The sequence below is a fragment of the Microcoleus sp. FACHB-SPT15 genome (genome assembly GCF_014849525.1).
Classification (GTDB): Bacteria; Cyanobacteriota; Cyanobacteriia; order Cyanobacteriales; family Coleofasciculaceae; genus Symplocastrum; species Symplocastrum torsivum.
The window spans coordinates 112000-138153 of the sequence record NZ_JACJNU010000031.1; the positions used below are offsets into that span (position 1 = coordinate 112000).

The 26154-nt window shown below is 45.7% G+C and carries 24 protein-coding genes; 10 read left to right on the forward strand and 14 right to left on the reverse strand.

All coding sequences use genetic code 11. The features are described from left to right. Positions 1–2: 2 nt before the first annotated feature. Genes plsX through H6F98_RS11180 form a run of 3 tightly spaced genes read left to right on the forward strand, consistent with a single transcriptional unit; the run spans position 3 to position 2180 of the window. Positions 3–1052: a phosphate acyltransferase PlsX gene (gene plsX / locus H6F98_RS11170; protein ID WP_192218757.1), complete on the forward strand. Its 1050-nt coding sequence runs from the start codon at positions 3–5 to the stop codon at positions 1050–1052. Then, positions 1042–1185: a hypothetical protein gene (locus H6F98_RS11175; RefSeq protein WP_192218758.1), complete on the forward strand. Its 144-nt coding sequence runs from the start codon at positions 1042–1044 to the stop codon at positions 1183–1185. The genes plsX and H6F98_RS11175 overlap by 11 nt, the downstream gene beginning before the upstream one ends. After that, positions 1182–2180, forward strand: coding sequence for a beta-ketoacyl-ACP synthase III (locus tag H6F98_RS11180; protein ID WP_199348419.1), 999 nt, complete (start codon positions 1182–1184; stop codon positions 2178–2180). The genes H6F98_RS11175 and H6F98_RS11180 overlap by 4 nt, the downstream gene beginning before the upstream one ends. 6 nt (positions 2181–2186) lie before the next feature. Here the strand turns inward: H6F98_RS11180 and H6F98_RS11185 are convergent, their stop codons facing one another. From H6F98_RS11185 to H6F98_RS11200, 4 genes are all read right to left on the reverse strand, one after another. Then, on the reverse strand, positions 2187–5495 hold the full coding sequence (locus H6F98_RS11185) for an ATP-binding protein (protein WP_192218760.1): 3309 nt from the start codon (positions 5493–5495) through the stop codon (positions 2187–2189). Positions 5496–5885: 390 nt separating this feature from the next. Further along, complete coding sequence (locus H6F98_RS11190; RefSeq protein ID WP_192218761.1) at positions 5886–6113, reverse strand: hypothetical protein; 228 nt, start codon at positions 6111–6113, stop codon at positions 5886–5888. 50 nt (positions 6114–6163) lie between these two features. Beyond that, on the reverse strand, positions 6164–6322 hold the full coding sequence (locus tag H6F98_RS11195; RefSeq protein ID WP_192218762.1) for a hypothetical protein: 159 nt from the start codon (positions 6320–6322) through the stop codon (positions 6164–6166). A 136-nt stretch (positions 6323–6458) separates the two neighbouring features. Then, positions 6459–6782, reverse strand: a complete 324-nt coding sequence (locus H6F98_RS11200; RefSeq protein WP_192218763.1) for a DUF1816 domain-containing protein — start codon at positions 6780–6782, stop codon at positions 6459–6461. A 636-nt stretch (positions 6783–7418) separates the two neighbouring features. Here H6F98_RS11200 and H6F98_RS11205 point away from each other — a divergent pair. Both H6F98_RS11205 and H6F98_RS11210 read left to right on the forward strand, forming a co-directional pair. Next, positions 7419–8144 carry a Crp/Fnr family transcriptional regulator gene (locus H6F98_RS11205; RefSeq protein ID WP_192218764.1) on the forward strand — a complete coding sequence of 242 codons (726 nt, stop codon included), beginning with the start codon at positions 7419–7421 and terminating at the stop codon, positions 8142–8144. A gap of 166 nt (positions 8145–8310) precedes the next feature. Further along, positions 8311–9621, forward strand: coding sequence for a dihydrolipoamide acetyltransferase family protein (locus H6F98_RS11210; protein ID WP_192218765.1), 1311 nt, complete (start codon positions 8311–8313; stop codon positions 9619–9621). 168 nt (positions 9622–9789) lie between these two features. On the opposite strand, the gene H6F98_RS11215 is transcribed toward H6F98_RS11210, so the two are convergent. Continuing rightward, positions 9790–10398: a class I SAM-dependent methyltransferase gene (locus H6F98_RS11215; protein ID WP_192218766.1), complete on the reverse strand. Its 609-nt coding sequence runs from the start codon at positions 10396–10398 to the stop codon at positions 9790–9792. Continuing rightward, positions 10391–11191, reverse strand: coding sequence for a TspO/MBR family protein (locus H6F98_RS11220; RefSeq protein ID WP_192218767.1), 801 nt, complete (start codon positions 11189–11191; stop codon positions 10391–10393). Before H6F98_RS11220 ends, H6F98_RS11215 begins: the two co-directional genes overlap by 8 nt. 662 nt (positions 11192–11853) lie before the next feature. On the opposite strand from H6F98_RS11220, the gene H6F98_RS11225 reads away from it, so the two are divergent. Further along, positions 11854–12414 carry a cyclic nucleotide-binding domain-containing protein gene (locus H6F98_RS11225; protein WP_192218768.1) on the forward strand — a complete coding sequence of 187 codons (561 nt, stop codon included), beginning with the start codon at positions 11854–11856 and terminating at the stop codon, positions 12412–12414. A gap of 261 nt (positions 12415–12675) precedes the next feature. On the opposite strand, the gene psb35 is transcribed toward H6F98_RS11225, so the two are convergent. From psb35 to H6F98_RS11250, 5 genes are all read right to left on the reverse strand, one after another. After that, complete coding sequence (psb35, locus tag H6F98_RS11230) at positions 12676–12879, reverse strand: photosystem II assembly protein Psb35 (RefSeq protein WP_192218769.1); 204 nt, start codon at positions 12877–12879, stop codon at positions 12676–12678. A 186-nt stretch (positions 12880–13065) separates the two neighbouring features. After that, positions 13066–14454, reverse strand: a complete 1389-nt coding sequence (locus tag H6F98_RS11235) for a TfuA-related McrA-glycine thioamidation protein (protein WP_192218770.1) — start codon at positions 14452–14454, stop codon at positions 13066–13068. Positions 14455–14611: 157 nt separating this feature from the next. Next, a complete protein-coding gene (locus H6F98_RS11240; RefSeq protein WP_192218771.1) occupies positions 14612–15226 on the reverse strand; it encodes an alpha-ketoglutarate-dependent dioxygenase AlkB in 615 nt (204 codons plus the stop codon). A 264-nt stretch (positions 15227–15490) separates the two neighbouring features. Next, the gene (locus tag H6F98_RS11245; protein WP_192218772.1) at positions 15491–16804 is read right to left on the reverse strand and encodes a YcaO-like family protein; all 1314 of its coding nucleotides are present in this window, start codon (positions 16802–16804) and stop codon (positions 15491–15493) included. A gap of 15 nt (positions 16805–16819) precedes the next feature. Beyond that, positions 16820–17419 (reverse strand): DUF4126 domain-containing protein, encoded by a 600-nt coding sequence (locus tag H6F98_RS11250; protein WP_192218773.1) that lies wholly within the window; start codon positions 17417–17419, stop codon positions 16820–16822. 815 nt (positions 17420–18234) lie between these two features. Here H6F98_RS11250 and H6F98_RS11255 point away from each other — a divergent pair. Beyond that, positions 18235–19530 carry a Glu/Leu/Phe/Val dehydrogenase gene (locus H6F98_RS11255; protein ID WP_192218774.1) on the forward strand — a complete coding sequence of 432 codons (1296 nt, stop codon included), beginning with the start codon at positions 18235–18237 and terminating at the stop codon, positions 19528–19530. Between the two features lie 292 nt (positions 19531–19822). Here the strand turns inward: H6F98_RS11255 and H6F98_RS11260 are convergent, their stop codons facing one another. After that, positions 19823–20383, reverse strand: a complete 561-nt coding sequence (locus H6F98_RS11260) for a carboxymuconolactone decarboxylase family protein (protein WP_192218775.1) — start codon at positions 20381–20383, stop codon at positions 19823–19825. A gap of 93 nt (positions 20384–20476) precedes the next feature. Between H6F98_RS11260 and H6F98_RS11265 the strand changes: the two genes are divergently transcribed. Further along, on the forward strand, positions 20477–21052 hold the full coding sequence (locus H6F98_RS11265) for a TetR/AcrR family transcriptional regulator (RefSeq protein ID WP_192218776.1): 576 nt from the start codon (positions 20477–20479) through the stop codon (positions 21050–21052). Positions 21053–21237: 185 nt separating this feature from the next. Beyond that, the gene (locus H6F98_RS11270) at positions 21238–22335 is read left to right on the forward strand and encodes a type IV pilin-like G/H family protein (RefSeq protein ID WP_192218777.1); all 1098 of its coding nucleotides are present in this window, start codon (positions 21238–21240) and stop codon (positions 22333–22335) included. A 166-nt stretch (positions 22336–22501) separates the two neighbouring features. On the opposite strand, the gene H6F98_RS11275 is transcribed toward H6F98_RS11270, so the two are convergent. Together H6F98_RS11275 and H6F98_RS11280 are read right to left on the reverse strand one after the other, a co-directional pair. Then, complete coding sequence (locus H6F98_RS11275) at positions 22502–23098, reverse strand: GNAT family N-acetyltransferase (RefSeq protein WP_192218778.1); 597 nt, start codon at positions 23096–23098, stop codon at positions 22502–22504. Positions 23099–23290: 192 nt separating this feature from the next. Then, the gene (locus tag H6F98_RS11280) at positions 23291–23764 is read right to left on the reverse strand and encodes a GNAT family N-acetyltransferase (protein ID WP_192218779.1); all 474 of its coding nucleotides are present in this window, start codon (positions 23762–23764) and stop codon (positions 23291–23293) included. Between the two features lie 215 nt (positions 23765–23979). On the opposite strand from H6F98_RS11280, the gene H6F98_RS11285 reads away from it, so the two are divergent. Further along, entirely contained in the window at positions 23980–25941 is a 1962-nt protein-coding gene (locus H6F98_RS11285; protein WP_192218780.1) for an ABC transporter ATP-binding protein, read from the forward strand. Positions 25942–26154 lie beyond the last annotated feature (213 nt).

Consider the following 26154-nt stretch of genomic DNA (forward strand, 5'->3'; position numbering starts at 1 on the left):
TAATGGCATCGACTCGCGCACGGATCGCAATTGACGCTATGGGAGGGGATCATGCCCCCGCCGAAATCGTTGCTGGCGCTATTAGGGCACAGGAGGAGTTAGGCGTAGAGGTTTTGTTAGTGGGCGATCCTCAAGCCATTGAATCCTCCCTCAAGCAACACACTGATTCGTACAAGCTGGAAATTGTTCCGGCTGAGGGAGTCGTTGAGATGAATGAGGAGCCATTGGTGAGCTTGAAGCGCAAGCCCAAGGCTTCGATTAATGTGGCAATGGATTTGGTTAAGCAGAAACGAGCTGATGCTGTGGTTTCTGCTGGGCACTCTGGGGCAGCAATGGCGGCGGCATTACTACGCATCGGGCGCTTAAAAGGGATTGACCGTCCGGCAATTGGGGCAGTATTTCCAACAATGGTGGCGGGTAAACCCGTGATTGTCCTAGATGTGGGGGCGAATGTCGATTGTCGTCCTAAGTATCTAGAGCAGTTTGCAATAATGGGTTCGATATACAGCCAGTATGTGCTGGGGATTAATGAACCCAAGGTCGGGCTGCTGAATATTGGTGAGGAAAGCTGTAAGGGGAATGATTTAGCGATTCGCACGCATCAACTGTTGCAAGAGAATCCGAGAGTCGCCTTTATCGGCAATGCTGAGGGTAGAGATGTTCTCTCCGGAAATTTTGATGTGATTGTCTGCGATGGCTTTGTCGGCAATGTCTTACTCAAGTTTGCCGAAGCGGTAGGTGAGATAGTGCTGCAAATCCTCCGAGAGGAACTGCCCCAAGGATTATCAGGTCAATTGGGTACAGCGCTTCTAAAACCTAACCTCAAGCGGATTAAGCAGCGCATCGATCATGCGGAACATGGGGGAGGATTACTTCTAGGGGTTGCAGGAATTTGTATTATTAGTCACGGTAGCTCCCAAGCGCCAGCGATTTTTAATTCGATTCGCTTGGCGAAAGAAGCGATTGATAATCAGGTACTGGAGCGAATTCAGTCTAAAGATTTCAAGAGTGAAGAGCAACCAGCAGCTAAGGCTCAGGGAAGTGAGGAGTAAGCAGCTAGAATGCCGCTTGGGTAGTTGCTTTTTGGTAGCAGGATTACTCGCGGCTGGTTTATTAATCCTTGCTGTTTACCGACTCAACCTTGAGTGTGTGCATCGTTCAGCAACTAATGGAGAGCAGTGTTGAATCAATTAGGGCTAGGTATTGCCATTACGGGGAGCGGTTCGGCGACACCAGAAGTTGCTCTCGATAATCATCAACTTGAGCGAATGGTTGAGACGTCTGATGAGTGGATTACGGCTCGGACGGGAATTCGGGAACGGCATTTGGTTGATGCTCAAGGATGTCTAAGTGCGATCGCATCTACAGCCGCTCAAAAGGCGATCGCAATGGCAGGGATTGCGCCAACCGACTTGGATTTGATTATCCTGGCAACTTCAACGCCGGATGATTTATTTGGTACAGCAACCCAAATTCAGCACCTTCTAGGGGCACCTCAAGCGGTTTCGTTTGATATGACAGCCGCTTGCTCTGGGTTTGTTTTTGGGATGGTGACAGCCGCTCAGTTTATTCGCACGGGGGTTTACCAAAACGTCTTGCTGATCGGGGCAGATATTCTCTCACGCTGGGTCGATTGGACAGACAGAGGTACCTGTATATTATTTGGTGATGGTGCTGGGGCGATAGTAATGCAGGTGAATGAAAGCGATCGCTTTTTGGGGTTTGAACTCCGCAGCGATGGCACCCTAAATAAATCTCTCCAGTTAGCCTTCAAAGCACAAACAAGAGAACTTGTCGAGGGCGTTACAGTTAGCCAAGGCAATTATCAGCCCATTAGCATGAACGGCAAGGAAATTTATCGTTTTGCCGTGCAAAAGGTGCCGGAAGTGATAGAAAAAGCGCTGTTCCGGGCAAACCTTAGCACCGATGAAGTAGACTGGCTGCTCTTGCACCAAGCGAATCAACGGATTCTCGATGCTGTTGCCCAACGTCTGAATATTCCGGCAGAGAAAGTTCTGAGTAATCTTGCCCACTACGGCAATACCTCGGCAGCTTCTATCCCCCTGGCATTGGATGAAGCGGTGCGGGCGGGTCAGATTCAATCGGGTGATGTTATTGCGGCTGCTGGCTTCGGTGCGGGGTTAACGTGGGGCGCTACTATCTTTCAATGGGGTAGGTGATCAGTTCTAGGGTGAATAGAATCGCTCCTTACCCTGCTGGTGTTCAACTAAGCTAGCGATCGCATTTACCAACTTAGCTGGCTCTACTGGCTTCGTAACGTGTTTCTGGAACCCAGAAGCGAGTATCTGTTGATGGTCAGTCTCTCCAGCGTAGGCAGTAAGTGCGATCGCAGGAATTTGTCTTCCTAACTTTGACTCCAATTCTCTGATTTGCTGAATCAGCCTATAGCCATCGACATTCGGCATCCCAATATCACTCAATAGCAAATCTGGCTGCCACTCGGAAATCAACAACAGTGCTTCGCTAGCTTCCGTAACACCACGCACTTGTGCCCCATACTCTTTCAGCATAAAGACCAGCAACTCAAGGGTGTCTACCTCATCATCCACAACAAGAACCCGTACCCCTTCAAGATTGGGAGAACTGCTCATTAACTCATTTTCCTGGCTACTATCTGACTCAACAGCCATCAGTGGAAGCCTCACCGTAAACGTTGCACCACAACCAACACCAGCGCTTTCTGCCCAGACAGTTCCACCGTGCAGTTCTACCAACTGGCGAACAATCGCTAGACCAAGACCCAGCCCACCGAAGACTCTTGTTGTTGTACTATCGGCTTGACGGAAGTAATCAAAGACATAGGGTAAAAACTCAGGACTGATACCCTTACCTGTATCACTCACTTGGATTTGAGCCTCCGTCCCAACCCTCTGTAGCCGGATTTCCACCTGTCCCCCTTGGGGCGTGAACTTCACTGCATTCGAGAGCAGATTCCAAAAGACTTGCTGTAAGCGGTTGGCATCCCCTGCAACTTGCCCTGCATGATGATCAAACACTGTTTGAATTTGAATCGCCTTGGCTTGCGCTGCCAACCGTACTGTCTCAATAGCAGCTTCAATCGTGGGTACCAAGTCAACGGAAGCAATATTTAGCGTCAGCTTACCGCGTAGAATTCGAGAGACATCCAACAAGTCCTCAATCAGTTGAGTTTGTAACTTGGCATTGCGCTCAATCGTTTCTAAAGCTTTTGTTGTCGTTGCTTCATCACATTTGCGCGTTCGCAGGAGTTTTGACCAACCTAAGATTGGATTGAGCGGAGTCCTCAATTCATGGGAGAGAACCGCCAGAAACTCGTCCTTGAGGCGATTAGCTGTCTCTGCTTGAGTGCGGGCGCTTTGTTCCGCTTCGTACAACCGAGTATTCTCAATCGCAATCGATGCCATCTGCGCCAACTGGACAATAATTGCTTCGTCTTCTTCGGTAAATTCGCCTTCGTATTTATCAGATAACTGAATTAGACCAATATTTTGACCATCTCGCGCTCTAAGGGGTGCAGCTAGCCAGCCGCGCATTGGTGGATGATTTCCAGCTTCCTTCCCAAATCCTCGCCATTTTGGATGAGCTTCTAGTTCTGCTTGAGTCAACCGCATCGAACGATTCAGATGGCAGACACAGGCATAAATCCCCGATCCATCGGTCTTTGCATCATAGTCTCGCCATACTGCATATTTGTCTGAAAGTGAAACACTATTGATTGCCTGCGCCCAGTTTTGGTCGATAGTCATACTTGTTACCGACTGGTGTGCGCCGATGATTGCCCGTGCTTGCTCGGTAATCACTCTCAATACGTCTTCAATAGAGAGTACCGAATTCATGACTAATGCAGCTTCGGTTAACCCATGCAGTTGCTTGGCATACTGTCGCTCACGACTCAGGAGTTGCTCACGCTCTTGTTCCGCTCGTTTTTGCTCGGTGATGTCCAACACAAAGGCAACTCCCTCGCGCTGACAATCGTTTAGTAGTGCAATCCCTAGAACAATCGGTACTCGTTTACCATCCCGGTGAATATATTCCTTCTCGTAAATATTGGAAACTCCAGCCGAGAGAGTTTCTGCGATCGCATGATCATCCAAGTGCTTGTACTCTGGAGGCGTAAACTCTGTCCAATCCAGTCTCCCTATCGCGGCAAACTCTTCGCGAGTGTAGCCAGCAAAGCGAAGGAAGGCATCATTGGCATCCACAATAAAGCCCTCAATATTCCAGAAAGCAACACCAATCAGGTTGGAATCAAATAACCGTTGCAAGCGCTCATTCGTTTGCCGGAGAGCTTCCTCTGCCTGTTTGCGCTGGGTGATATCCAGTTGTAACTGTTCGTTGAGGGAAATTAGCTCTCGCTGCTGGTCATTTAAGGTAGAGACTAAGTGTCTCAGTGATTCAGATAAGACGGCAAGTTCATCCTGTCCACGTACTAGCGGGATTTTAGCCAGCGCATCTCCTTGGCGAATGCGGTTTGCTGCGGCGGCAATCCTGAGCATTGGGCGAACAATTTGGTTGGCGCTCAACCCGCCTAAGATTGCAAAGAGTGTGCCTAAGGCAATTCCCCAGGCAAAGACTTGAGATTGAAGCGATCGCGCTGGTGCTAAGGCAACTGCTGCTTTCTGTCTCACCAGCACCAACCATCCCAAACCCGGATAGTCCCTGTAACCTTGAGTTTTCGCAAATCCTGTTACATAGTTTCCTTCTTTTAACCAAGGTTCAATCAAATAACTGTTTTGATTGGCACGAGCGGCTTGTACACTTGCCAGAGTCAATTTCTGCCCCTGAAACGCTTTTGGTCCCAACAAAACTGTGCCATCTTGACTGAGAATAAAGATTTCAACGTTGTGATACTCCCCAAGCCGTTGGAGTAGCGATTTTTCAACTTCAGTCGCCCATGCCCAGCTCAAATGTGCGGCAATTACACCCTGAAACTTGTCTTGAGTATCCTTCACAGGCGCGGCTAAATCAACAAATCGTAAGGGTTCTCCAGTCAGATTGGGCAAGAGCTTCGCTAACAGCAAAGCCTCATGGACATCACCAACGTAAGGTTCTACACGTCCCCCTTCAAAGAATGGACGTTTGGATGCATCTACACCTTCTAAAACTTTTCCAGTACTTGCTAAAACCACACCTTGCTGATTTGTCAACCCAATCCAGGCATAGTCGGGATAAGTACTTTGTAGCTTTTCTAGTAGCGATCGCTTCGCGGCTAAAGGGTAATTTGACTCACGAATCGGGTCGAGGCTGGCAAGAATTTGAATATCGCGGTAGCGCTCAAACATTCCCCGGTCAAGCTTATCCGCCATCTGATAAGCGATTTCTCCTGCATACTGCCCAATCGTAGTTTCTAGCTGAGTGCTTGTCGTGTATCCAACTAACAGACTCAGTACGGTTGAGAGCAACAAGACAATACCACCAGTTGCCAGTCCCAAACGGGCTTTGAGACTACGATGCGGATTAATCTTGCTCAACAAACGGCGGCATAACTTCAGCATGAGGCTTGGTCGTAAGGAATTGATTGAGCAAACAAGCTTTCCCAAGCAGAGCTTCTAGAGCTTATTGTTACTGAAATCTGTCTAGAAAATCGGGACTGAGCGGGTTTTCTTGCCTTCCCCATCAAATTCAGCTCCCTCCACCCCCCGCTTTATCAGCACCTACGGTGTACACACATCTCTTTATCCCGACTTTCAAGCTAGGCACCGGCACCATGAGACGAAAGCTCACAACATTCGCGTAGCGTTCTCCGCAGGAGTAGGAACGAAAATTTTTCTTACTCCGTCTGCCTTTTGCCCTCTGCTTTAATTTTCAAGACAGTCGCCTATGCGCTGCGCTCACAAAAAAGATGAAAATTCCTATCCCCTACACTGCTGCCTTGTGAAAGAAATTTAGGGGTGTAACTCCTGACTCTCTTCTGCCTTTACCTTAGATGGGAAATCGGATTCCCCAAATATATCCAGTTGCCAAAACTTCCAAACCTCATCTCTGAAATCTACTTTTAGTTGGCTCAGTTGCATCAAGACTTCTGCCCAGTTATGAGCCGTTTGAAGTTTAGTAGCCCATTCTCTTGCGGGTTCATCTGATTGATTGAGTGAATCTAACTCTTGAACACTCATTCTTAAGCCTGGTAATTGTTGTTGAAATTAATTAAAATTGCTTAGAATCATCACTTTTTATCTCTTTTAATACGTCTTTTTTCTAGTGAAGCAATCATCTGTTTTCTTACTTCACTAGCCCATTCATTAAAATCAAATTTATTACTAGTTGTGCTAAAGTATGTCTCAATAAGAAGCTGATTTTGTTGCTTATTTAAATTCGTAGTCATTGATTGTTTTTTTGTTATTAAGTGTTCTAAAACCTTAAGCTGATGTGCATCTAAACTGCATGACTTTAAGATGAGGCAACCAACGATCACCCCATCTCCCCGAAAGTCTCAACAAGCCATTTAAATGTGTTACAGCTTAACCGACCCAAGCTTCAGTAAAGCTGGAGGTGACGGGTTCAAGCCTCTGCTGAAGAACCTTTACCAATTCATCCTCAAAAATTGTTAGCTCTCTTGGCTGACCGCGTTTGATATCGACAGCCATTACTTGCGCCTCTTCCTGTTCTAAATCTTCAATGTAACTACCTGAGGACAATTGAGCTTCGTAGCTACTTGCAAAAGGTCCAAAGTAATAGATGCACTTGGGCGGCGCGGTGATAATTTCAACCCACCAAGCCATTCCCTTCTTTTCCAAGTAAGACGTAAAAAACTCTTCAGTATCTTTCCAAGATGTTTTATTCATTTAATAACTCGGCTAATTGAGTGAGTAGCTCCTTCGCTAAAGTAGGCAAAGCAAGCGGTGAATGCCATTCATCCGCCACGGCTTTCAACCTGAATTATTCCTTGAAGTACAAGCCTTGTTTCTACACGAACGAATCTCAACTCAGACAGCAAAACTTTGCAGATTGCCACCTGGAGAACGTTATAAAACCTTGGTTACTAGATAGTTCGGGAAGAAGTCAGACAAAACTTATTTATGGCTTAAGGCTTACCTAATGATGCTGGTGAGTGGATGATATCGAGAGTCCGAAGCCTATGTTGTAGGAAGGGCGGAGCTAGGGATATTAAAGAGGGCGCTGTACCTCTGGAACTTTGTCAAACTTCCTCAGCGCTTACCTAAATGGCTCTTTTTGCCTACTGGCTCCTCCGAAGCGGTAGCAACGGCAATTTTTAAGTACGTTATGGTACTCACAACTAATCATAGCGCTAATGTACGCCAATGTACAACCTAAGTTTGTTAAGATGACAATGTAAGCAACTAGCCGTAGAGCTTGTTCTTTAGAATATTCACCTTTTGACATCGGAAACGGAATCTTAAAACCGCCCCTTGTGCCGTAAGTTGTCTTTTTTAAATACAACTGGCTTAAGGAGTGTCTTGATGTCTCTTGTCTACCCGCCTCGCTCACCTGTTGAAAACCGCCTCCTGAGCGCTCTAACCAGTGAGTTCAAAGCACATCTTCTGCCCAACTTGGAACGGGTTGAACTGCCTTTTAAGGAAGTTCTCTACCAAGCCACAAACCCCATCGATTACGTCTATTTCCCTAATCATGGCGTAGTTTCTCTAGTCACGATTCTGGAAGATAGTACGGCAGCCGAAGTCGCTGTGGTGGGCAATGAAGGAATGGTTGGTCTCCCCATTTTCCTAGGAGTCGAGACAAGCCTCCACGAGGCAATTGTGCAGGTTCCAGGCGAAGCAATGAGAATGAAAACAGATGTCTTCAAAAATTTGGTCAAGCCAGACAGCCCGCTTCACGCTCTGCTACTGCGCTACACCAACACATTGATGCTCCAGCTTTCGCAATCGACTGCCTGCATTTCCCACCACTCAGTAGAAGAGCGCTGCTGCCGTTGGCTACTGATGACGTGCGATCGCGTACACTCAGACCAGTTTCCGATTACCCATGATTTTCTCGCAAAAATGCTGGCAGTACGCCGCGCCAGCGTTACGGTAGTAGCGGGTATGCTTCAAAAGGCAGGGCTGATTCGCTACAGTCGCGGACAGATGACTATCCTCGATCACCAAGGTTTGGAAGCAGTTAGCTGCGAGTGTTATCGGCGTGTCAAAGAGGAGGAAGACCGCCTGGAGGCGGATTGTTCACAGTAAACAGTTATACAGTCCACCCATTGGTACACGTCTCACGCCTCAGGGTGGAGCGGAGTAAGTCGGGGTAGTTGAAACACTCCCTAGTCCCCAAGGCATTCCTCAAGCTACAATGCAAGCTGGCAAACGTTCTTGCTAGCCCACGCCAACTTGATTCGGAATACCCCCCATGATCCACGAAGTCTTCATGCCCGCCCTCAGTTCCACGATGACCGAAGGCAAAATAGTCTCTTGGGTGAAATCCCCAGGCGATCGCGTAGAAAAAGGCGAAACCGTGGTAGTGGTTGAGTCGGATAAGGCGGATATGGACGTAGAGTCCTTTTATGAAGGCTATTTGGCAGTAATCACAGTGCCTGCGGGTGAAGCTGCTCCTGTCGGTGCTGCGATCGCGCTTGTGGCAGAAACAGAAGCAGAAATTGAGACAGCCAAACAACAAGCCAACAGCTCAGCCCCGGCTGCTACCCCAGCACCCAAGGAAACAGCACCTGCACCAGAACCTGTAGCCGCTGCGCCAGCCGCTCAAGATACTCCTAATGGTCGTAATGGTCGAATTGTTGTCTCGCCCCGTGCGCGGAAGTTAGCCAAGGAATTAAAGGTCGATCTAAGCGGATTACAAGGTAGTGGCCCCCACGGACGGATTGTTGCTGAAGATGTGGAAGCCGCTGCTGGCAAAAGCAGTGCGCCGACACCTGCCCCAGCCGCTGTGACAACAGCCCCCGCCAAGGCACCAACCGCTCCTTCCCCAGCTACCCCCGCACCCCAACCCGCCGCCGCACCTGCGCCAGCCGCTTCCACTACTGCGCCGCTTGGTGAAGTCGTACCACTAAATACGCTGCAAAATGCAGTGGTACGGAATATGGTTACCAGCCTCCAAGTACCTACATACCGCGTAGGTTACACCATCACCACCGATGCACTGGATAGTCTATACAAAAAAATCAAATCCAAAGGCGTGACGATGACAGCGCTGCTTGCCAAGGCAGTGGCAGTGGCGTTGCAGAAACATCCTTTAGTGAATGCCAGTTATACAGATCAGGGCATTCAGTATCACAGTTCAATCAACATTGCTGTAGCAGTGGCAATGGCAGACGGTGGATTGATTACACCTGTATTGCAAAATGCTGATCAGGTAGATATTTATTCCCTGTCTCGGAACTGGAAAGACTTGGTAGAACGCTCTAGGCTCAAGCAGTTGCAACCAGCAGAATATAGCTCTGGCACCTTCACCCTTTCCAATTTAGGAATGTTTGGTGTTGACCGCTTTGATGCGATCTTGCCACCAGGACAGGGTTCAATTTTAGCGATTGGGGCATCACGTCCACAAGTTGTGGCAACCGCAGAGGGCATGATGGGAGTACGGCGTCAGATGCAGGTAAATATTACCTGTGACCATCGCATCATCTACGGTGCTGATGCAGCAGCGTTCCTACAAGACTTGGCGAAGTTGATTGAAACCGATCCACAATCACTAACGCTGTAGGCAGTTATAGCTTTTTAGCCGTTTTACAGTGGCTTATCGTGCAATCCGTTTTGAGCATCTTTTTAAACTCAAAACGCGATTGCTTATTTTCAGGAAGAGGAATTTGCAAAAGGCGATCTTGTTTCACACATCTGAGCCACACTTCATCCAACTGAAAACGGCTATAAACTACTTACTAAAAATACTTAGTACTACAGAACCCAAAAGGTAGTAATGATCCAAACATTTTAGATGTGCGACTAAACCAAATTGCTCTCGTTGCTGAGTGCTATAAAATTGAATGCCACCAGAAGAAAGTGGCAGAAAATTAGCCCCTTTCCACTCTCTAACTGTAAAATCTACTAAATAAAACTTCCCACTTGGACAAAGTACTCGATTAACCTCTTGAAAAACCTGTTGGGGGTTTGGATAATGCAGAAAACTCAACGTATTAAAAACAGCATCAAATTGACTTTCCGCAAATGGGAGAGACTCTGCATTTCCCTGCTTGTAAACTAAACGCTCTTTGTGTCGATTGCCTTGCTGGGCTTGATGAAGCATTTTTGCCGATAAATCTAGTCCAGTTCCTCGGAGTGTGGGAAACTGCGTTGCAAGACGATTTAAGAGACGACCAGTACCACAGCCGAGGTCAATCACATTCGGTTGCTCAGGCAGTTCAACGTATTCTAAGAGTCGTTTGTGAACAGCTTGGTAGAACACCGTAGTGAACAAGAAATCATAGTTCGGTGCCCACAAATCAAAGAACTTTTCTTTGTTGCTGAAAATGTCCCTACTCATTGGAATTTAGGCTCGGCTTTCGGCGACGTAGGACACTAAATAGGAGTAACAAGACAAGTGCAACGGCTAACCCTCCTGCTGTTATAGCAATTGCTGGTATGTTCGCCTGACGCACCGCAATAGCGATAAATGCCCAAACAATAACTAGGACAAAGGCAATATCAGCTCGTTGGATACTCACGATAGACGCGATCGCAGCACCTGCAATTAATGCGATCGCTGTCCACACTTCGGCACTGATACCCCAACCACTCCAGCCTAAGTTGTACAGTGTTGTCGCTACATTAACGATTGTTGCCACACTAATCCAGGCAAGATAGATACTCAAGGGAATGTGAACAAACCACTTCTCATTCCGGGAGACTCGTGTATGTCCAATCCCGACACGCAAATAAACTCCAATCAAAGGCAGCAAAATCGCCAGCATTGCCACCAACGAGAGTGTAAACTGTCGATACTGGAAGAAAAACACCCAGGCTATCTGAGCAAGACAAGCCACTACTAACAGATATCCCATCCGACGCAGATGGGGATTCTGTCGCTGTGCAGGGAGTATTTGATAGACTCCAAAGCTAATTAGCCCTAAATAAATCAGTCCCCAGATTGCAAAAGCATAATTTGCTGGCGTAATTAGAACATCTCTGAAGAATGTGTTAGAGATTTCTCCAATTGTCAGTCCATTAAACGGGGCGACATTCGCCAGAACATTCACGCCAAAGGCGGCAAGAATGGCAATCAGGTTGAGAACTTGCCTGATAATATCTCTATCTAAAGGCTTAGTCGATTGTTTCATGATCCAGCCGATACTTTAATTCGGCTCAAGAACTCATTCAACACCTGCATAAATCGTTCGGTTTCTTCCAGATGGGGCATATAAGAACTCTGATCAAAAAGCACCCATTCTGACCCAGCAATTTCCTGGTGAACCGTCTCAAGACAAGTAGGTGTAACTTCATCGTAGCGACCTTGAGAGTAGTAGTGTCGAAACTTGAGTCTTGACTCGCTTTAGCATAATCCCTCTAAGGTTCGCCTGCATGGCGAAGCTCTCTCGCTCTTGAAAGGACACACTCTATTGCGATCGCCTACAGGCTACATCAATACTACAGTTTTACTACACTGGAAAGACCATGTTTGCCCGTGGCAGAGATTGAAGTGTGTGACGAGTCAGGATAAGGTCATACGAATGGAGGAATTGAGAGAGGGCAGGTTGCCTCAGACTTGTTTATTGGGTCTGGAGTCGGTACTCCTGGATCTTCCTCAGTTAGGCAAACACTAGAATGTAGGTGCTACTAAAAATTAAAAAATAAGTTTGGTTCCTGACGACCCTAAACTGGTAGTGAACGATGTGGTTAATCAGCGACTTCAAATCTAAGATAAGAAAACATTGGAATCAGGGCATCTCAGGAAGTTACAAACGGTCTCCTGCAACCACGATGAGTGAGAAAGAAGTCAGTCATGAAAAAAGTATTCTTTTTACTGGGTGAACTGGACGATGATGACATTGATTGGATGGTCTCTAGCGGTCGTCGAGAGGAGGTTGAGGCGGGTACTGTCCTGATTCAGGAAGGTCAAGCGATTGATACGCTACACATTCTCTTAGAGGGAACCTTATCGGTATCTGTCTCTGCTCTGGAAGGTAAAACCATTGCTCGTTTAACGAGTGGCGCGGTAGTTGGGGAAATGTCCTTTGCTGATGCTCGTCCTCCCTCGGCAACGGTTCAAGCGGTGGAAACCTCGCTCGTGTTATCCATACCTCGACAGCTATTGATTGAGAAACTGCAAGAAGATCAGGGATTTGCCTCGCGCTTCTATCGTGCGATCGCAATTTTTCTATCCACCCGGCTACGGGGTACGGTTAGATATCTCGGTTATGCCAAAGATCAACTAGTGAATGAAGATAACAATGTAGAAGATTTATCGCCTGAAATGATCGATAACGTGCCCTTGGCAAAAGCCAGATTTGACTGGTTGCTCAGACGCCTGAGAAGTAGTGATTACGCGGCACTACCTGAGTAATCAAGCCGAGATTCAAACATTAAGGGAATTTTAATTTTTCATTAATGCCCTTTATCAAGCTGCCAAATTCGCTACATGGCAGCCAATGAGCCATGCCGCTTTGATAGGTTGCTCAAAAAACATTTTGAATTGGCTTTTAGCGACAACTGACCATCAGTATCTATTTTTGCCAAATAAATTAACTGCCTCTAAATCACTACAAGAGGCAGGAAGAAATTGAGGCAGTTAGATGTAATTAAACTTATTTCTTCTTTAGATTCTTTAGAGACCAGGAGTCTCTTCTTTATCTACCTTCGGCACAATATCAGGACGTTCCTTGTTTTCCCAGCCTACAGGACGCTTGGAATTATACCAAGCAATTGAACCAATAGTGACAGCGGCGATAAAGCCCACAACATACACAAGAGTAGCAGAGATTGGAAAATGAGGTGCTGCCTCGACTCCGACATCCATTAATAAATGCATAACTTGATAAACTCCTTATCGTATTTTGGTTATCCTACCAAACCGCAGAGTAGCCTCTATCACTCCTGAGTTTGATCTCAACTTAAAATTTAAACCGATTGCGCCAGTTGAGCCAAACGGGGTTGAGGATTTCTGCCCTCTTCTTGGCATAGTTGTTGTCGTAGCGCGTTGTTCATCTAAAGATGATTATGGGCTTTGCTCTGTTGAACGCTCAAGCTTTTGACGATTTTGCAAAGCTTTCCTGGCAAGATGCGATCGCATTAGTTCTAGTTTCAGCAAGTCACCAGACAGAAAACCTGCCTCATTCACCGACTCCTCACGGAAACTGATTGAGCAACTAGTAGAACGTTCATGCTCAATCGCTAGCCGCGCCATCGTTAGATCATCATACTTTTCTTCACTAAAGTCAGGATAATATTTTTCAACCAGTTGTTCTTTTTTGGCAGCAGCCTCAGCACACTCTTGATAACGATTCTGCAATCGCAATTCATCTAATACAATCTTTGTATTTGTCTCATTGGCTTTTCTCGTGAATAACCAATTCTGTAAGCGACGACAACACGCCATCTCAGACATTAGCTGATTAAATTCCTCTAGAGTGAGATCATTTTGCTCTAGCCACTCTAGGAAGGCACTTTCCTCACGGAGAGTATAACGGGAACGAAAGCGCCGACTCTCCTTATCCACCTCTACCTGAGACACTTTAATATCTAAAATCCCTGCCAAAATCTGCACTAAAGCTCGATTGGAAGCTTGTAGATTGATATCATTAAAGTCAGGTAGATGTAATGCGGCATACCCAGCAATATCTCCTAGAGGAACAGCCGTATCATTCCGTTGTATTGTCCGATCTCGATAATAAAGGCTTGAAAAAAATTGATTCTTAACAAGGTCAAACTTTGAACTTGCCTGAGGTAGAGATTCACGTAAATCCCGAAGGGTTTTAAGAAGCAACACTGCATCTTGACGCTTAATATCTACATACTTTTCCTTGACAAAATTGGCTATTCCCTCTAGTTCTTTTTGTGATATGCCAACCGTAGCCGCTTTAGAAAAGATGGCAGGAAATCTTCGTTTAGGAAAATATATAGATTTAGCGATCGCTGTTAGTTGTTCAAATAGCTTTTTACTAATAACTCCCTCGTCTTTAGCACGGCGAAACGTTGCTCGAACGTTTACCATTGGTTCTGATAGAGGACGATATCCTGTGTCTTCTAGCCCATGAACCAATGCCACTTCATCATCATCAATTAGTTCTCCACTAGCATACAATTGGTAAATTTCACCAACTCCAACCATCCCAAAAGCCTCGGTTTCAGCGGCTCGTAACGCGCCCATACTGCTGGCTCCATAAACTGCCACTCCCTGTTCAAGAGCATACAAAATCTCCTTATGCCATACTGAGGGGTAAGTCATAAAGAGTCCATCAATTAAACCAATAATATCTGGCTTATAAGTAGTGACAGCACTTATTAAATCTGATTGCTTTGCTGGAGGAAGATAAATAGCATCCAGAATTTCCTTTGCTTCGGCTAAAGGAAGAGATGGTCCTAAAAATATGACAATTTTTTTCATACTGTTAATATTAACAGGATTGGCTATCCAGCACTTTGCTGTTTCCTCAAAGCTTGTTAGGGGTTATCAATAGCTTGGTCGTATGCTAGTTAAATTTAGCTCAATGAATTTGCTTTAAGTTCCTTACTCAGTTGCGATCGCTTTCTTAGATAGAGCGTTACTTATGAGGAAACAATATTTCCCTGAATGTGAGAGATATTCTCCTCGTTCTAATAATTTCTCTACCCTCATAATTATCTTTATGACGAGGAGCAATCCTATGTTGCCAAACATATCGACTTGCTGCTTTTAAGACCAGTAAACTTCCGGGAGCTAACAAAATTGAAGCTTGGCTTTTGGTTACAGAATGAGTGAAATCCATCACACACGACGCTCCCAAGCTTAGCGCAAAAATTGTCTTGCCAAAGCAGGTTACGCAGTCAATATGGCTTCTTACACCTTGTCCAGGTTGATATTCATTAACAGTGACTTGATCGAGAGCCGTTGAGGTTAAACCCTCCTTGAAGAATCTAGTAGCAAGTTTGTCTGCCCAATCTGGCAAATCGCCTAAGTAGCTAGAGGCAACAAGGAAGTCTTTGTGATAATCTAACCGATACCCGTGTTGTTGAATTTTTCTTGTCTTTTCTATAGAGTCAGTTGACCATGGTTGTCGGTCTACAATGTCCAACAGTTGATTGTGTTCATCATCATTAATGTAGTCAGGAATGTAAGTGAGTCCTGGGATAACTAAGCTTTCAGCGTTCGGAATGATTTCTAAATCTACACAGTTCATAATTGCAAGTAGTAACTTGTAAATTCAGCCCTGATTAGTTGTTGATTACACATGAGCAGAAGCTTAGTTATACTTCTGGCGTGTTTGCCACCTAAAATTTTCTCCTTCCACGAGAAGCTTTTACCTCAGCAATATGTCTCAAATTCTCTACGCTATTTCGCTGAATTCCTTTAATCAGGCTTAGTAATCCTGGTAGATCTGTCAGAAGGACGAGAATTCAACCAGAGATGTCCTTAAAAATATAACGATTTTTTGTCGCTACGATTAAAACGCGCCACCTGCTGGTAGATGAGTATCGGCTTCACGAGTAAGCCCAGCTTTTGATTCCATACTCGCTGCATACTGACGTTCTGCAAACGCGATCGCACGCTGTTTTGGATTGTACTTTCTGTGAAACGAGGCTTCCAGCCCTGGCACAATCACCCGAACGACAGATATATTCCAATCTGGCGGGCTTAAATCGAACACAATCACCTGCTCTAGCCCTGCTTGCTTCAGTTTTTTCAAGAGAATTTCGATATCTTCCTCAAATGTAGGAGTAGCTTGCGATGTCTGCGTTGCCTCTACGGTTGGTGAATGGGATTCAAGATAAACAGCTTGAGAGCCTCGATTACTTTGTCCTCTCAGCAGTGTGTAGTATTGATGAAAAATGTCATCTCTTGCTCCTGAAATTAGGATGCCACGGATTTGAGCTGCCTCGATCAACGCTCGCACCATAGCGACTTCTGGATCTAGATGAGCGCCATAACCATGACTACTAGGTGCATAGCCACTTGGATCATAAACATAAGCTCGATACACAGGTACTTCCGTATCAACCGAGCAGTCAAACAGAGTTGGAACTATCTGTGCTGATTCAAACTGGGCTAACAACTCCAAAACCAGAGGATACTCAATTGTTTCTACAGGCACTCTCGGTATTCCATACCCTTTTAATAAGGCTTCTAAGTGACAAGAGACAGCATCTCGCTCAATCACTTCATACAACGCTGAACTGACAGCTTCCAAAAAATGATTGCCAGAGGCTAAGCCATTAGAACCCATATCAAATGAACCTAGGCTGGAAAAATCGTTGTACCAATACCTGTGGTAGTTCATTGAAACGGACTGAATGGGAACAGCCACCTCATTTTGATTAACAATATCCCAACCCAAGCACCACTGTTCGGGTCGCTTGACACTAAAGAGTGAGTTCTCGCGTAGCGGTAAATGTTCTAAGGCAATGACTTGATAATGCTTTGCTAGTTGAGCATAGGGAAGGACAATTTCCGGTAAGTTGCTCGTTTCAGCACAGTAAAGTTCAATCGACTCCATTGCTGCTGAAACCATTGCTTCCTCAAGAGTGGTTCCTTTGCCGGAGGAAGTAGCAACACTGTAGCTATTGGGGCGATAGGAAATCGTAACTGGAATGCCAATTCTATCTAAGCCCGTAACATTAGCAATACGAGTTAGCCCAATGGATTTAAAATAGGGTCGAACTCGTTCTAAGGTTTCTTCAGGAGAAGCGGTTCGCTGAGTTCCGTGCCAGTAGTGCTTCGCTACTCGATAGGCTTGATTCCGAAAATTTATGCAAGTCATATCAAGACTGGTTAATCACTTCGTTCGCTCATCTGGGATATGGCGACGGAATCGGCGCTTTTTAGTGCGATTCTTTTCTGTATACCACTCATGCCACTGCTTAGAGCTACGAATCGCGAGCCACAGTAGCAGTAAAGCAACAATTCCTCCTTGTTGAGGCGCATCAAAAGCCAGGATAACCAACGCAACACACAAAACATCTTGAACAAAGACAACCCATAACGGCAAGCCTCGCAAGCGAAAGAACCAACCGACTTGAACGAGTTGGAGTACAAGCGCGAGTAAACCACCGATGATACCAACTATCCAGATTAGTGCTGTTGGAGTATCCGCAAATCGAGCCACGGCAATGCCCATAATGGCTCCTACTAGGGGGCTTAACAATAGCTGGATGACTTGCAACACACGCTGCCCCAAAAGCCGCTTAGATGCAAATAGCTCAAATACTGACCAAGTGGTGAGGATACCAAGTAAAACTGAAGGATTAATCTGAGACAGGAGCGGTACGCTAGCCCAAAGACTATCTATTCGTAACAAACCAATGACGAGAAGAGGCAGGGCTATTCTCATTCCTGCCGCTGCCGATGCGGAGAGGGCGGCTAAGAGTTCAATCATGGTTGCTTAGTGGCTACGACCCAATTGAGTTAGTTAATCCCACATTTGAGTTATGGCTCACGCGAAAAGATACTCTCAATCCGGTTGGAAAACCACCGAGTTAAGAGTTCTAAGTCTGCTTTCTTAGTGTAGTAGTTAGTGAAGCAATCGTGTGTCTTGGTGATTTCAATCCCGTGGCAGCTCTCTTTGAGTCGCTTAACGGAACTGAACTTGTAGAGACTATTCAGGCGATCGCATTATCACCCATTAAACGGCTCACCCTACCAAATCCGTTTAATCACCTACCATAATAAACTCCTTTTCCTCGCCAAATGACCACTCTTGATGAATTTTAATAATGAGTAATCAAGCAGAGCTAATCTCCCCTAGCTCGTCAGAATTCAGCAAAAAAATTTAGCCAAATAACCCGCAATCCCAGTTGCAGTCTAAGTTTCCAGGATTTATTTTGCGAAATGTAGCTAAATATACAGATTTTGTGATTTAATGAATTTATAGGGAAACACTTAGCAAGCACTGGTCTTGCCTAACAGTTACTTCTCCTTATAGAGAAGGGGAAACAGACGGTTAGTTGGCTCAAATTCGAGTCAATTAATAGCGTTTGAAACAAGCTTCGTGTACCACAAAAAACTAAACACACTTAACTAGTGCTAGGTTCTGGTGATTAAACCTTTCCATTTTAAGGAGAGTGGGAATAGGCGCAAGCAAACGCTTGCGATGGAACACTCTAGCGAAGGCAAGAGTAAGCTTGCGCCAATACTTTCCTGTAAATGCACCCTTCTCTCCTAGCCCAGTTATGTAACAGGAGAAACAGCAGGATGTCTGATTCATTATTTTCTGATGCCAGTAAACGATTGCAAGCCGCTCTGAAATATGTTTCGATTTCTGATGATGCCATTGAACACCTCAAGTATCCTAAATCGAGCTTGAGTGTCTCGATTCCAGTTCGGATGGATGATGGCTCTTTAAAGGTTTTTCAAGGTTATCGGGTTCGGTATGACGATACAAGAGGCCCGGCAAAAGGGGGTGTACGTTACCATCCCAATGTTTCCTTGGATGAAGTGCAATCATTAGCTTTTTGGATGACGTTTAAATGTGCTGCTTTGAATCTTCCATTTGGAGGAGGAAAAGGCGGAATCACTGTTGATCCGAAAGCTTTATCAAAGCTGGAATTAGAACGCCTGAGTCGTGGATATATAGATGCGATCGCAGATTTCATTGGCCCTGATGTTGATATTCTCGCACCTGACGTTTACACCAATGCAATGATCATGGGCTGGATGATGGATCAATACAGCATCATTCGCCGTCAAATTAGTCCAGCCGTTGTTACAGGCAAACCGATCACAATGGGAGGTAGCCTTGGGCGTGACGGTGCTACCGCGACAGGTGCTTTTTTTGTGATTGAATCGATCATGCCCAAATTTGAGCAGGTGCCCCAAGAGACAACTGTCGCTATTCAAGGCTTTGGTAATGCGGGTGCTGTGCTGGCAGAACTCCTTGCCAAAGCTGGTTATAAAGTTGTTGCGATTAGTGACTCCCAAGGGGGAATTTACGCTAAAAATGGGTTAGATATTCCTAGCATTCGACACTATAAAGCAGCAGGTAATGGTGTCAAAGCTGTTTACTGTAGGAACAGCGTTTGCAACATTGTTGAACATGAAGTCATCACCAATCAGGAACTTTTAGCCTTAGATGTTGATATCTTGATTCCCGCTGCTTTGGAAAATCAAATTACTGAGGAAAATGTCAATACGATCAATGCTAAGTATATCTTTGAAGCGGCGAATGGCCCTGTTACGTCTGCGGCTGACAGAGTCTTAGAAGCCAAAGGAATTTACGTTTTCCCTGATATTCTGGTGAATGCCGGGGGAGTTACCGTTAGCTATTTTGAATGGGTGCAAAACCGCAGTGGACTTTATTGGACACTTGAAGAAGTCAATCAACGTTTAAAGCAGAAGATTGTCGAGGAAAGTAACCGTATTTGGTCAATTTCTCAGGAACTGGCAGTTCCGATGCGGACAGCAGCTTATATTCATGCGTTGAATCGGCTAGGAGAAGCACTGAATGCTAAAGGGACGAGAGATTACTACATCAATAGCCGAGTTTCATAGCCTTTGGATTTAGCTATCAGTGAGGAAGCTTTTGTTTTAAAGCTGAACGCTTACTGCAAACCGGCTTTTTTGAAGATGCGATCGCTTGAAACAGTAAGTGACTACTTTTTCGTCGGTATAGCAGTAGCCACGAATGTTAGGACATTAAGGGGAGCCAAGTCCCGTTAACTAGAGCCGATTTGACCCAAAGCTGACCGCTGAAAGCTGACTGCTGATGGCTATAAAAAGAACTAAAGGCAATTGCACACGACAACCAGAACGCAATTGCCTCTCTAGCTAGCTTGAATGCGATTTAGGCAGTAAGTGCAGGCTTTGACCAAACATAAGGTTGGAAAGGTTTGTCGAGCGGCGTTTTGGCGATGTGATTCGTGTAATTGTGCATGATCTTAATCGCAATTCCAAGAATGACTTCCAGCACTTGCTGTTGGGTATAACCTGCTACTAAAAATGCTTCAATCTCACGATCATCTAACCAACCCCGCGCTTGAATCAGGCGTTGGGTGAACTGCCGCAAGGCTTGTAATTTTGGGTCGCTCAGAAGTGTTCCGTCACGGAGCGCCTGAATATCGTCAGCCGACATACCGATCATCCTCGCTAAGCCAGAATGGGCTGCCATACAGTAATGACATTCGTGTTCATAATTTGCTGTTAGGTAGATCACTTGCTGCTCGACGGGGCTGAAACTGGTGGCTTCAAATAAGTCCCACAGTGCCATCGAGCCTTTTAGTAGTGATGGAGCTTGGGCAAAAATCCCTTCAAGATTCGGAATAAATCCAAATGTTTCTTTCGCCTGAGCTAACGCGGCTTTGGACTCTTCAGGAGCGGTATCGGTAGTGTAAATAGGGAAGTCCATTGGCAGTTGCCTCCAAAGGTACAGAGTAGACAGAATTGTCTACCTCATCAAAATGCTATTGTATGGTGATGGAGACAAACTTGTCTACTTTCTATGAGTACTGAATCCAGTCACGCTAGACAGCAAATTCTCGAAACAGCGTCTGAACTCTTCTACCAAAAGGGCATTCAGCATGTGGGCATTAACGAAGTGATTGCACAGTCTGGAGTTGCTAAGCGGACGCTATATCGATGGTTTCCGTCGAAAGACTTGTTAATCGAAGAAGTCATGAACTATCGTGCCGCTCAGTGGATATGCTGGTTTGAGACAGCCGTATCCGAGCGTGGCAATACACCGAAAGAACGGTTATTGTCTACCTTTGACGTGCTGCGAGAATGGTACGCTAGTCCGAACTTTCGGGGCTGTCCGTTCATCAATGCCGTTCTGGAAATTGCTGATGCTTCACACAAAGCACATCAGGTTTCAATCGATTTACGGGAGTCAATTCGCCAAATCATTATGCAATTAGCAGCCGAGGCAGGCATCAAAAACCCTGACTTTTTCTCGCGGCAGTATTTGCTGCTTATCGGCGGCGCAAGCTTAATGGCAACTATTGAACAGTCACCAGAGGGTGCAACCTTTGCTCAGACGGCTCTATCAACCTTAATTGATGCGAATGTAGGCAATTGATATTGGGTCTGATTGCTTGTACTATCCCTTGTACTCTCCTAAACATCCGATGCACCTTATAAGACTTAGGGCTTATGGCGGCATCCCTCTGTCATAAGCCTTATCAGGCATGAGCGGATATCACTTGTGAAGCAGACTAACAGCATTGGCTGTTAAAATCCAGTGAGTTCCTAGACTGTAGTTTCATGAGTCGTACTACTTTTAAACTTCCTACACGTTCACACTGGGTACAGGTATCGCCTGTTAGCAATAGCCAAGCAAAATTTAGCCTAGTGGCGCTACTGCCTTACCCCTCACGGCGATTTGGGATTTCTCGCCAGTTAATCACTTCAGGATTACTTGTAGCACTACTAGGTGTACTAGGAACATCCGTAAATGCTCAAGTGCCCTCATCAACCCCACTCGCTCAGACTCAAGACACGTCGGAAGCCGACACCGTTCCAAAACAATTATTAGGGCAGTGGCAAGCCAAAGACCCGACATCAGATAAGCTATTCACATTTATTTTTGCGCCGGACAACAATTTATTTTTTGTGCTGCCAGCACCTGATGGATCTTCTATTGCACTCAAGGTTGGTTACCGAGTTAATCCCGCGACTCAGCCGATGCAGCTTGATATCCAACTAAGTCCTGAGCAAACTGCTTTAACGATTTTTGAATTTACGGCTGATGGGAAGTTGCGCTTAGATCTAGATGGACTTACACCGGGACAATCCAGACCAACTGCATTTCAACCCAACACACCACTATTTGACAAAGCATCTGAAGCAACAACCGTACCTGAGAATATTCAGGTAATTGAGCTAGAAGCTTTCGAGAATTTGATCAATCAGGGTGCCCAAAAACCAGAAGATGAAGCAAAAAACTATATGTATGCTCTAACCCAAGTGCAACAGGCACATTATTTGGAGCAAGGGAAATTTGCTAGAGAAATAGAAGAAGTCAGCATTGGACTCAGAACAGAAACTGAGTCTTATCGCTACCAAATTGTACCTCAGGGAGATAATACGCAAAATGTGATGATCACAGCCGTTGCCAAGGAGGCTCAGCTTCCTAGCTACACAAGCGCTGTATTTGTCACTCAAGTCAATGGGAAAGTAACCACAGTTGCTCAGATTTGTGAAACCGCTCAACCTTCAACTTCCCCCCCAGCAATGCCAACTGCACCTATAGCAGGTTCATCGGAAATCCAATGTCCCGCAGGTTCTCGTTCCCTGCAATTACTCCCTTCCCGCTCTAAGAATGCCTCTGTTGAGATGGCAGGGGGAGAGGAGAATGGGTAATCTTCTGGCTCCGAAAGGAGTAAAATAACCACTAATTTGGGGGCACAAGTACGACGATACCGACGACTTCTTAGTTCTAAGAGGATGTTTGACTATTCGCTTGGCTAACTTGAAGGAAGAGCTAAACCAAGCATTGCTCAGAATTGAATAGCTTGAGCAACCGTAACTAGATTGTTGCGATATATTTTTCAGGCTCAAACTCATCTTTGTTTAAGGCATATTTGACTCCCTCTTGATTTGTTTCTTGATCAATAAATGTCTTCTCAAATTTTAAACCCACTTTTTCCATAACACGAATGGAAGCGGCATGAGTTGCTAAAGCTGTGGCGACGATTCGTTGAGTATCTAACTCACAAAAGCTTTTTAATATCAATGAGCGTGAACCTTCTGTTGCATAGCCTTTGCCCCAAGATGCTTTCCGCAGCCGATACCCAAGCTCAATTTCATTCTCGCTATGAATATGCACTGTAATGTCGTCTAAGGCTGGTCTAAGAAAGAACCAACCGATAAATTCATTACTTGCCTTTTCAATGACTGCCCAATATCCAAATCTATCCGACTTTTCATAGTATTTAAGAAATCTAGGTAACTTTTTATTTTTGATAGCTTCGTAGTCTGTATCTATAGGGTTTCCTCCATTAATGAGTCCTATATTGGTGAAGCGAATCACTTCGCGATCGCTATCTAACTCAAATAAGTGGTCAGCATCATCTTCAGTAAACTGACGTAGAATTAATCTTTCTGTTTCTAGAAAAACTTTCATAGTCTAGATATCCTTACTGAGTCATTAGTCACTCTCGTCCGAACAAAATTTGAAAGCCTTACATAGAAGCACTTTCACCCTAGGGGCTTAAGACCTAGGTTTCTATTAGGAAAGCGATCGCTAGATTGTCCATTGGATAGGGATTTCATCCGTTGACTGCTAGGTTGATTTTCCTGGAGTGACACAAGATCGCTAATCTGCATTCAACACTTTGCGGAACACGACCTTATCATCATTCACTGCGTAGAAGTCGCGAATGCAAGCCTCCTCCTCATAGCCGCACTTTGCATAAAATGTCCGCGTGCGCTTAAAGTCTGGTAACCCAGACGTTTCTACTAGCAGCATTCGCTCACCACGCCCTGTCAACGCCTGCTCGACGTAGTTTAGCAGTTTCGTACCACGTCCTTGCCCTTGATGAGCGGGGTGGATCGCAATCAATTGCAGATTCCAAGTTCTGTCTGTCATCCGCTCCGGTTCGCAGTAAGCAACGCCTACTGGTCCATTGTCATCGTCAGTAATCCAGAAGTGTTCTGCGTCGCTGTTTCCTCCCAAAGCATCAGTCAACATCTGGCGCAACAACTCTAGTGCGCTCGGTGGGAAAAGTCCGGTGGCATCCGCTAGGGCAATCAGAGCCGTCGTGTCTTCAGGTAGGGTCGGTCGAATCATAGGCAATCGCAATGAGAGGCGGTCTAACCACACCAATTATACTACAATAATACTACAAATTAGATCTAACCATTCAACCAATTTCAAGCCTACCCCAGCCCCCAGCCACCAATCCCCGACCCCCAATCCCCAGCCACATAAAAAAATGTCCAGATTGACCTCCTTAAAAGGGAACAGGTTGTTACAATCTCAGTTATCTTCAGTTCTTGAGTGCCATGACCGACACTGTTCTTGACGTTCGCAATCTGCAAGTGGAATTCCCAACGGATGAAAGGCGGGTCATTGCTGTTGACGGCATTGACTTCACGCTAAATCGTGGGCAAACCCTAGGGATTGTGGGTGAATCAGGGTCTGGAAAATCAGTTACCTCACTAGCTGTGATGGGTTTAGTGCCAACTCCAGGCAGAATTTCCAAAGGAGAGATTTACTTCCGTCCTTCGGCAGATGGCGCAAAACCGGTGAATCTGGTGCGGCTTTCTGCTGAGCAAAAGCGGTTGTACCGGGGCGGACAAATATCGATGATTTTTCAGGAACCAATGAGTTCCCTCAACCCGGTTTACACCTGTGGATTTCAGCTAACCGAAGCCATCCTCCAGCACCAGAATGTTTCCCCAGCAGAAGCGCGACGTCAAGCAACGGCTGGTCTTCAAGAGGTTAGGCTTCTCCCTAGCGATGGGCAATTGAGGGAACAGTATGTGGAAGAGTTCCACCGGGAAAATCCCGGTAAACCGTTGCCAGGGGAAAAGGAAATTAACCATCAGATTAATCAGCAAAAGCTGGCAATGTTAGACCGCTACCCTCATGAGCTTTCTGGTGGTCAACTCCAGCGGATGATGATTGCGATGGCAATCTCGTGTAACCCGGAGGTGTTGATTGCTGATGAACCGACTACAGCGCTTGATGTCACGGTACAGGCAACAATTCTTGATTTACTGCGGGAATTGCGAGACAAACGTGGAATGTCGATAATTTTTATCACCCATGATTTGGGTGTAATTGCAGAAATTGCCGACAGTGTAGCGGTGATGTATCAGGGAAAAATTGTTGAGAGTGGTGATGTCTGGCAAATTTTTTCTAATCCGCAGCATCCTTACACCAAGGGTTTATTAGCTTGTCGTCCTCAGTTGGAGGGGGATCGGAAGTATTTACCCACTGTCTCCGACTTTATGGAGGTTGTAAGAACCCCAACGGGTGATCTCCAGATTCGGGAGAAAGCTACTGATTTTAAAGTGGCGATATCTAATGTCTTAGACAACAATGGCTCTAGTAATGAGGCTCAACCGCAACGTGCCGTCGAAGTGCGATCGCAATCTCCTCTTGTTGAGGTTTGTAACCTTCAGGTTGGCTTTCCAGTGCGGGGAGTTTTTGGTAGAGCGAAACGCTACATTATGGCGGTGAATAATGTGTCGTTTGAGGTTTATCCAGGGGAAACATTGGGGTTAGTTGGGGAATCTGGTTGTGGCAAATCGACCCTTGCCCGGACTTTGCTGAGATTAATTGAGCCAATGAATGGTGAGATGCTTTTTGAAGGGCAAAATATCACCAAGATTAGCGGGAAGCATCTGCGGCACTTGCGACGGGAGATGCAAATTATTTTCCAGAATCCCTTTAGTTCGCTTGACCCACGCTTGAAGATTGGGGAAGCGGTGATGGAACCACTCTTAATTCATGATAGTGGGGGTAATAGTAAAGGACGACGCGATCGCACGGCTTATCTTCTAGAACGTGTTGGCTTAAATCCCGACTGGATGAATCGTTATCCTCACGAGTTCTCTGGTGGTCAACGCCAACGGGTGGCGATTGCGCGTGCATTGGCTCTCAATCCTAAGTTTATTATCTGTGATGAATCGGTTTCTGCCCTTGATGTCTCTGTACAGGCACAGGTTCTGAATCTCCTCAAAGAGTTGCAAGGTGAGTTTGGTCTAACCTACATTTTCATTTCCCATGACTTGAGCGTGGTGAAATTCATGAGCGATCGCATCATGGTGATGAACCAGGGCAAAATTGAAGAAATTGGTTCGCCAGAAAGCATCTACCGTAAGCCAGAAAAGGATTACACTCGCCAGTTGATTGCCTCAATTCCGACTGGTAGCTTAGAGCGAATTCAACAACAGCAAGAAGGACGGCGTATAGCTGCCCAGCTTTCTACAATTAGCGATCCGTGGGCAGTTAACTAAGATTGGGAATTGGGGATTGGGGATTCTTTCTGCGATGTGCCTTTCCCCCTTATTCACCTACTGATAGTTAAGATTAATTAATCAAGGAGCTATAGTTCCCTTCAATCTGTAATTTAGCAACGCCATTTAGAAAGTCTTTTGCTCTCACAACAGGCAGGAGATGCTAACTTGATGTTTACGATCTGAGCTTGGCAAATACAACTGCTAAATTAA